Below are 1,413 nucleotides of genomic sequence, written 5' to 3' on the forward strand. Positions count from 1 at the left end.
AGTAGTGCCCCCTAAGGTGGTGTAGCCCTCACAGGGTGGTCGACGTCGTCGTCAACGACGAAGCGGCCACCGTGAGGACCTTCGAGTCAACCTTCCAAAGAATCCTCGAACGGAACATCACGATGACCGCACCTCATATTGTCGACCCTGCCCGCATGCTTTCTGAAGCCCTCGGCGACGCTTCTCCCGATTTGATGCGTTCGCTGCTGCAGACCTTGATCAACGCGCTGTTGTCCGCCGATGCGGACGCCGTCGTGGGAGCCGAGTGGGGGCAGGCCTCGCCCGACCGCCTCACGCAACGCAACGGCTACCGGCATCGCCCGCTAGACACCCGGGTAGGAACGGTGGATGTTGCGATCCCGAAGCTGCGCAGCGGCACCTACTTCCCCGAGTGGCTCCTCGAACGCCGCAAGCGTGCCGAGTCCGCGATGATCACAGTCGTCGCCGACTGCTACCTCGCAGGCGTCAGCACCCGCCGGATGGACAAGCTCGTCAAGACCCTCGGCATCGACGGGCTATCGAAGTCGCAGGTGTCTCGCATGGCCGCCGACCTCGACGAACACGTCGCCACCTTCAGGCATCGACCCCTTGGCGAGGCAGGCCCGTTCACGTTCGTCGCCGCAGACGCCCTGACGATGAAGGTTCGTGAGGGCGGACGTGTGATCAACGCCGTCGTGCTGGTCGCTACGGGAGTCAACGCCGACGGACGCCGCGAAGTCCTCGGACTCCAAGTCGCCACGAGCGAGACCGCACCGGCATGGAACTTGTTTCTAGCCGACCTCGTCGCCCGCGGGCTTACCGGGGTCCGCCTGGTCACCTCAGACGCCCACCAAGGCCTCGTGGAGGCCATCGCGGCGAACCTGCCCGGAGCGTCCTGGCAGCGCTGCCGCACTTAACTCACGCGGCGAACCTCATGGACGTGACGCCCAAGACAATGTGGCCGGCCGTGAAGGCCATGCTTCACTCCGTCTACGACCAGCCCGACGCGAAGTCGGTCCGCGCACAGTTCGACCGGCTCCTGGACTACGTCGAGGACAAGCTGCCCGACGCGTTCAACCACCTCGACGCCGCTCGTGCCGACATCCTCGCCTTCACCGCGTTCCCCGAGGGCCTGTGGCAGCAGATCTGGTCCAACAACCCCAACGAGCGGCTCAACCGCGAGATCCGCCGCCGCACCGACTCCGTCGGGATCTTCCCCACCCGAGACGCCATCATCCGACTCGTCGGAGCAGTCCTTGCCGAGCAGACCGACGAATGGGCCGAAGGACGCCGCTACCTCGGACTCGACATCCTCGCCAAGTCCCGCATCAGCCTCGTGCCCGCCATCGACACCCAGGAGGTGAGCGACACCGAACCCCTCGCCCTCACCGCCTAACGAAGGAACTAGCTACACCACTTCCAGGGACTTGACCC

The 1,413-nt window shown here is 65.3% G+C and carries 1 pseudogene; it reads left to right on the forward strand.

The features are described from left to right. The first annotated feature begins 122 nt into the window (after window positions 1-122). A pseudogene (locus B7K21_RS00005) lies at window positions 123-1,375 on the forward strand (IS256 family transposase). Window positions 1,376-1,413 lie beyond the last annotated feature (38 nt).

This window comes from Demequina sp. NBRC 110052 (genome assembly GCF_002090075.1).
In the GTDB taxonomy this organism is placed as follows: Bacteria; Actinomycetota; Actinomycetes; order Actinomycetales; family Demequinaceae; genus Demequina.